Origin of the sequence: Kitasatospora sp. DSM 101779 (assembly GCF_025655475.1) — a bacterium.
Taxonomy (GTDB): Bacteria; Actinomycetota; Actinomycetes; order Streptomycetales; family Streptomycetaceae; genus Kitasatospora.
Genome location: NZ_JAHTIK010000001.1, coordinates 3,562,084 through 3,569,637 on the forward strand (window position 1 = coordinate 3,562,084; position 7,554 = coordinate 3,569,637).

Sequence of the window (7,554 nt, forward strand, 5' to 3'; positions counted from 1 at the left end):
GTCAGACCCGATGAACGAAAGGGTGGGGGGCTCTCCGTGCCACCTTCCACGTCAAGACGCGCGCTCGCCGCAGCACTGGGCGCGACGCTGACAGCACTGACACTCACCGCGGCGATACCCGCACAGGCGGACACCGCGAAGCCGCAGCCGTCCGCAAAGCAGACCACCGGCCCGCTCACGGCCGAGCAGGCGTCCTCCAAGGCCAAGTCCTCGAAGAAGGGCGTCGTGGTCGAGGCCGCGACCACGCCGACGGACGAACTGACGGCCAATCCGGACGGCAGCTTCACCCTGAAGCAGGCGGTCACTCCTGTCCGCAAGTACCAGGACGGCGGCTGGAAGTCGCTGGACGCCACCCTGGTGAAGCAGGCCGACGGCTCGATCGCGCCGAAGGTGACCAGCAGCGACCTCACCTTCTCCGGCGGCGGGTCCGGCCCGCTGGCGGAGATGAAGAGCGGCAACCGCTCGCTGTCGCTGTCGCTCCCGGCCGCGCTGGTGAAGAACCTGCCCAGTCCCGCGCTGGAGGGTCCCACCGCGACCTACAAGCTGCTGGCCGGCGTCGACCTGAAGGTCACCGCCGATCCGCAGGGCGGCTTCTCCGAGGTCCTGGTGGTCAAGGACGCGGCCGCGGCCGCCAACCCGGCCCTCAAGAGCCTCTCCTTCACCACGAAGGCCACCGGTGTCGACCTGGGCACCGACGCGGCCGGCAACATCACCGGCAAGGACAAGCACGGCAAGGTCGCGTTCTCCGCGCCCGCGCCCGTCCGCGGTGTCTGGGACTCGGCGGCGGACACTTCGGTGCCGACCGTGACCGACCCGACCAACGGCAAGGTGCTGGACGCCCGCAGCGGCAGCCCGGCCCGCTCCAGCGTGGCCGGCCCCGGCGCCACCGCGCACACCGCGCCGCTGAAGGCGGAGTACAAGAAGGGTGCCATCACCCTCACTCCCGACTCGGCGCTGCTCTCGGGCAAGGACACCGTCTGGCCGCTCTACATCGACCCGAGCTACTCGGCCGGTGGTTCCGCGCTCGGCTGGACGTACGTCAGCTCGGCCTTCCCGACGACCAGTTACTGGAAGACGACCGACGCCACGGGCCTGCGGGTCGGCTACAACAACTGGGAGTCGCCCTACTACGTCGGCCGGGCCTTCGCGCGGATGTCGGTGCCCAACAGCATCTACGGCGCGCAGGTCTCCACGTCCACGTTCTACGCCACGGAGACCTGGGCGCCGTCCTGCAGCGGGCGTGACGTCGAGCTGTGGAAGACCGACGCCATCTCTTCCTCCACCACGTGGAACAACCAGCCGGGTTGGACCTCCAAGAGCGCGACCAAGAACGTCGCCAACGGCTACAGCAGCGGCTGCCCCGCCGCCTCGGTCGGCTTCGACACCACCGGTCTGATGCAGAGCGCGGCCAACGGAAACTGGGCCGACATCACCCTGGGCCTGCGTGCGTCGAACGAGTCCGACGGCTACGGCTGGAAGAAGTTCCAGCCCAGCTCGATGTACATGTCGACGACGTACAACCACGCGCCGACCACGCCCACCACGCTGACCACCTCGCCGGCGACCTCCTGCACCGCAGCCACCCCGACCGTGGTCGGCAACGGTGACGTCATGCTGCGCGCCGCCGTGTCCGACCCCGACGGCGGCAGCCTCGGCGTCGCCTTCAGCCTGGTCAAGACGTCCACCGGCGCGGTCGTAGCCTCGTCCACGACGAGCGGCCTGAAGGCGAACTCGGGCACCACGGCACAGCTCCTGGTGGGGCGGCAGGCCCTGGTGACCGCGGCGGGCGGCGCGGCGACGACGTTCTCCTGGAACGTCTACACCAACGACGACAGCGTCAACAGCGGTACGAGTGCGACCTGCAAGTTCACCTTCGACCCGACCGCTCCGGGCAAGCCGACGGCGGACGTCGGCTCCGGCCCGTTCACGGTCGGCACCCCGGCCCAGGTGACCATCTCGGCCAACCCGGTGGGCACCGTCCCCGCGAGCTACGTCTACCAGCTGAACGGGGCCGCGCCGAGCACGGTCGCCGCCGTCTCGGGTGCCGCCACCGTCAGCATCAAGCCGACCCGCGCACACAACGTGCTGACCGTCACCGCGCTCTCCGCGGGCGGCAACCCCAGCGGTGACAGCGAGGTCGTCGAGCTCGACGCCGCGCCCCCGGCGCCCGCGCCGGAGAACGACCTCACCGGCGACGGCCGGGCCGACCTCGCGGCGGTCGGCGGCCAGTCCGCCCTGCCCGCAGGCCTCTGGCTCGCCAGCGGTGCCACCGACAAGTCGCTGAACACCGCCGCGGACAACCTCGGTTCGGAGGGCACGGCCGGCTCAACCCCCTCCCCCGCGGACTGGACCGGCACGCAGGCGATCGTCGGACACTTCCGTTCCGGATCCGGCTTCAACGACGTCCTGCAGTACAACCCGGCCACCGGTGCCGGCCTCGTGCTCTACGGCAACGGCGACGGTTCCGCGCTGTCGCCGCTGGTCGGCAAGGGTGTCCCGTCGGTCGCCTTCACCTCGCCCGCCACGAGCGCGAAGGCCACCTGGGTCGCCAACGCCGGGCAGTTGTACACGACTGCGGCTCAGGGCGAGCCGAACCCCTTCCCCTCGCTGCTGAGCATCCTGGACGGCTCGCTCTACCTGCAGCCGACCACCGCGCAGTCCGGCGGCTTCTTCCCCGCCGAGGTGGATCTCAGCGACACGAACCCGACCGGCACCGGTACCTGGGCCGGCTGGACCATCGTCACCGCGCTCGGCAGTGACGGCATGCCGGGGCTGTTCGCCCGTTCCGACGCCGGCGGCCAGCTGTACTACTTCAGCTCGGCGAACCTGCTCGACCTGACCCTCGGCAACGGTGCCACCCCGGCCCTCCTGGCGTCGACGGGCTGGACCAAGGCCGCGAGGCCCGCGCTGCAGGCCGCGGACATCGACCGCAACGGCACCCTCGACCTCTGGTCGGTGGACGCCAACGGCGCCGCCTCCGCCAACCTGTTCAACGGCACCACGATCAGCGGCCAGTCCGCGCAGACCCTGATCACGGCCACCCACAGCTGGGCGCTGGACGACAACGCCACCGAGGGTGCGGCGGTCACCGCCGCCGCCGACCGCACCGGCAGCCTGAACCTCACCGGTCAGGCCGGCGCGACCTGGAGCAGCAAGGACCTGTTCAGCCCCGACGTGCGCCTCAACGGCACCTCGACCGGTGTCCTGAGCTCCAGCACCCCGGCGCTGGACGTGTCGAAGAGTTTCTCCGTCTCGGTGTGGGCCAAGCCCGACAACGCGGGCGGCGTCCTGCTGTCGCAGGACGGCAACAGCACGTCCGGCTTCATGCTCTATCCGGACGGCGGCACCAACCAGTGGTACTTCTGCCTGGCCAAGGTGGACAGCGGCTGGTCGTACGACTGCGTGCACGCGGGAGTGGGCACCTACGTCCAGCCGGGTGCCTGGACGCACCTGACCGCGACCTACAACAGCACCTCCGGTGTGATGGCGCTGTACATCAACGGCATCGTGGTCAACTCGACGCCGCACACCGCCGTCTCCGGGTTCACCAAGGGCTTCCGGGTCGGTGACTACTTCAACGTCGGTACGCACCAGTCCTTCTACAAGGGTTCCGTCTCCAACGTGCAGGTCTGGGCCGGCACCGCGCTGACGCCCAGCCAGGCGGCGCTGCTGTCGGGCACTCCGGGGTACGTGCTGTTCCCGAGCGACGACACCAACTACCCGAGCGGGACCACCTGGTCCGCGGGCAACGCCCGCATGCGCTTCGACGGCGGTCAGCTCATCGTCTCCAACCCGGGCTACGGCACGTGGACGCTGGGCACCAACGGCCACACCGGAGCGGTGCTGACGCTGCAGCCCGACGGCAACCTGGTGAGCTACCCGCAGGCGGCGCACACCACGGGTACCGCCCTCTGGGGCACCAACACCTACAACGCGCCGGGCGACGTCATGTTCTTCCAGCCGGACGGCAACCTGGTGATCTACAAGTCGGACGGTGCCGCGATCTGGGCCTCCGACACGTACAGCCGCGGCCGCCGCTCGGCCGGCACCGAGTCGGGTGGCAACGGCAAGGTCCGCTGGGGCGACTTCGACGGTGACCGCAAGCCGGACGCGATCATCATCTCGGACACCGGCGCGATCAGCGTCAAGCTGAACAACGGCGGTGACGGCCACGGCGGTTGGACCGACTTCGGGCAGGTCGCGACCGGTGTCACCAGTGACCGGACGAAGGTCCGTTTCGCGGACTGGGACGGCGACGGCAAGACCGACTACCTGGTCTTCAGTGCCACGGGCGCGGTCAGCGTCTACCTGAACAAGGGCGGCGACGGTCACGGCGGCTGGACGAGCCTCGGCCAGGTCACCTACGGCACCACCAGCAACCCCGACCAGGTGCGGTTCGCCGACTTCGACGGCGACGGCAAGACGGACTACATCAGCATCGCCACCAGCGGTGCGACCGACGTCTACATCAACAAGGGCGGCGACGGCCGGGGCGGTTTCACCGCGCTCGGTCAAGTGGCCCTGGGTGTCACCAGCGACCGGACCCGGATCCGCTGGGCCGATCAGGACGGCGACGGCAAGGCCGACTACAGCGTCATCAACGGCGACGGCTCCGTCACCACCTACATCAACAAGGGCGGCGACGTCGGCGGCGGCTGGTTCCTCCGATCAAAGATCACCTCGGGTACGACGACCGACCAGAACGTGGTGAACTTCGCCGACATCAACGGTGACAACCGCCTGGACTACCTGGTCACCAACGGGGCCACGACGGCCCGGCTCTCCGACGGCGGCGACGACTTCGCCACCCCGGGCTGGCTCGACTGGGGCCAGATCCTCGGCACCGTCTGATCCAGCCGATCAGTACGGTCCTGAGCCGTAGGAGAAACCTCCGCCCTCGCCCGGCAGCAGTTCGCTGCCGGGCGGGGGCGGAGCCGTTTCCGGTGCTTTCCGGGCGCCGTGTCCGTCAGCCGCGGCGGGTGACCCGGCTGGGCCGGGTGTCGTGGTCGATGCCGTCGTCCACGATGACGATCTTGGGGACGATCTTCTGCTCGGCCTCGGGCTCCTCCGCGGCGTCCTCCGCCGGGGCAGCGGCTTCGGCGGCCTCGGCGGGAGCCTGCTCGGCGGCCCCGGCGGCCCCGGCGGCCGGTGCGTCCGCGGTGGGCAGCGGCTTCTTCAGCAGCAGGTCGAGGGTGAGCTCGGGCTCGTTCGCCTCCTTGGCCGCGGCCTCCAGGGCGGCGGGGCGGCTGCCGGGCTCGATGCTGCCGAGGGCGGCGCCGGTCAGCTCGGCGAGGGTCTTCTTGACCGTGTCGAGGCGCTCCTGCATCTCGGCGTGCCGGCCGGCGAAGTCGGACTGGTCCTGCTCGCTGTTGGAGCGGATGTTCTCGGCCTTGCGGCGCGCGGCGGACAGCAGTTCCTCGGCCCGCTTCTGGGCGGCGCCCTCGATGGCGCGGATCTCCGCGAGGATGTCCTCGCGGTGCTGCTCGGCCTCCCGCAGGCGCCGCTCCGCACCGGAGGTGATCTTGGCCTCCTCGGCGTCGGCCTGGGCCTCCGCCTCGGCGAACATCTCGTCGGAGCGGCGCCGCAGCTCGGCCAGCTTGGCCTCGGCCCGCTCCTCGGCCTCGGCCGCGGCGACCCGGGTGCGGGCGGCGTCGGCGGTGGCGGTGTCATGGGTGGTCCGGGCGTCCTGCTCGGCCTGGTCGAGGATCGACTCCGCCTCGGCACGGCTGCGGTCCTCGGTCGCGCGGGCGGCCTGCTCGGCCTCGCCGCGGACGGTCGCGGAGTACCCCTCGGCCGAACGGGCGGCGGCCCGGCCTGCCTGCTCGGCGTCCGCGTGCGCCTGCTCGGCGTCGCGGGCGGCGTTGTCCCGGACGGCCGCGGCCTCGTTCTCGGCGATCAGCATGAGCGCGCCGGCCTGGGCGCTGAGCTGGCCGTAGTCGGGCTCGGGAGCGTCCTCCTTGGCCCGGAGGATCTCGCCGAGCCGCTTCTCCATCTCCCGCAGGCCGGCCCCGAGCACGCTGAGCCGTTCCCAGGCCTCGTCGCGGTCGGCGGTCAGCGCCCGGAGGGTCGCGTCGACCTGCTCCATGGCGTAGCCGCGGCGGGCCACCGTGAAGCCGTGCTGGGAGACGGCGTCGCTCATCGGCTCTTCCCCTTGTGCTGTGGGTGTGCATCTGTTCGCGGGCGTCCCACGGGGCGCCCACTTGACCTATTTTGCGCAGATACGGTCGAAAGCCCAACAAGGCGAGGCCGGGGGCGGGACCGTGCGGCCCGCCCCCGGTCCGCTACATCAGACCGTCCCAGAGCTGCTCCAGGAGCACCGCCCACCAGCCCTCGGGGGTGTGCAGTGCCGCCGGGTCGACCGCCAGCAGCTGGGCCTGCAGGTCGGTCGTCCAGCGACCGGCCTGCTCCGGCGTCAGGCCGTACCGGAGCCGCCACATCCGGCCGAGGACGGCGAGGCTGCGGACGAACTCCGGCACGCCGGTGTTGACGAAGCGCGGCGGCTCGCCGGTTCCCTCCAGGTCGACGGCGACCACCGCGGCGGTGCCGTACTGAACGCACAGCTGCCGTCCGTAGTCGTTGCCGAGCACCAGGTAGCCGCCGAAGTCCGGGCCGGCTGGCCGGCCGCGCTCGGCGGCCAGCTCGGCCAGCGTCGGGATCGGCCGGCCCTCCTGGGCCTGCGCCCAGAAGAACGGCGGGAACTCCCGGGGCAGACCGGCCCACACCAGCGTCTGGGCGACCGCCTCGGGCACACCCTGCCGGGAGACCGCACGCTGCTCGAAGCGGAACACCGCACCGCCGAACGCCTGCGCCAGCTCCGCGCCGAGCTGCTGCGGCGGGATCGGAGGCAGCTGCGGGACGGCACCGGGCGGCGGCAGCGGGGCCTGCACCGGCCGGGGCCGCTGCGGGGCGGCCGCCAGCTGGTGCAGCTGGTCCAGGTGGTCCAGCAGCAATGCCATGCCGGCCTGCCGGGCCTGCCGGTCGCGGCCGTACGGGACGGTGTGCGTGATCCGCACGTTCGGCCAGGAGGACTTCACCATCCGGGCGCAGTAGCCGCCCGGCAGGTCGCACAGCTCCAGCTCGGTGTGGAACTCCAGCACCTGGTCCGGCGGCACGCCGAGGCGGCGCATCTCCTGCAGCGCCTTCCACTCCGGGTGCGGGGTGCCGGGCTCGCTGGCCATCACCAGCGACTGCTCGGAGCCGTCCGGACGGCGGTAGCTGATCACGGCCTGGGTGCCCGGGCCGATGGTCGGCACCCCGGCCGCGGGCGGCGGCACCGGGGCGGCCTGCGGCGCCGGAGCGGGTGGCGCGGGCACGGCCGGCGGGGCGCCCACCGGGCCGGCGCCGGGGTAGCCGTAGCCGGGCGGCGGCGGGCCCGGGACGGGAGCCACGCCGACTGGCGGCGGGGGCACCGCCGGGCCGGGCGCGGGCGCACCGGGACCGGACGCGCCGGGACCGCCGGGCAGGTCGATCGCATGCGCCAGCTGGGTGGCGGCGTGCGCCACCCCGGCGGCGTCCGGAGCGGCCGGGGCGGGGGCTGCCGGGCCGGCATGAGCG

At 72.2% G+C, this 7,554-nt stretch carries 3 protein-coding genes; 1 reads left to right on the forward strand and 2 read right to left on the reverse strand.

Features of this window, described 5'->3' with window-relative positions:
- Window positions 1-36: 36 nt before the first annotated feature.
- Window positions 37-4,851 (forward strand): FG-GAP-like repeat-containing protein, encoded by a 4,815-nt coding sequence (locus KSNIM_RS16135; RefSeq protein ID WP_263103910.1) that lies wholly within the window; start codon window positions 37-39, stop codon window positions 4,849-4,851.
- Between the two features lie 115 nt (window positions 4,852-4,966).
- Here KSNIM_RS16135 and KSNIM_RS16140 read toward each other — a convergent pair whose 3' ends face one another.
- Window positions 4,967-6,139 (reverse strand): hypothetical protein, encoded by a 1,173-nt coding sequence (locus KSNIM_RS16140; protein ID WP_263103911.1) that lies wholly within the window; start codon window positions 6,137-6,139, stop codon window positions 4,967-4,969.
- 142 nt (window positions 6,140-6,281) lie between these two features.
- The coding region (locus tag KSNIM_RS16145) for an SUKH-4 family immunity protein (RefSeq protein WP_263103912.1) at window positions 6,282-7,554 on the reverse strand (1,273 nt) is incomplete at its 5' end.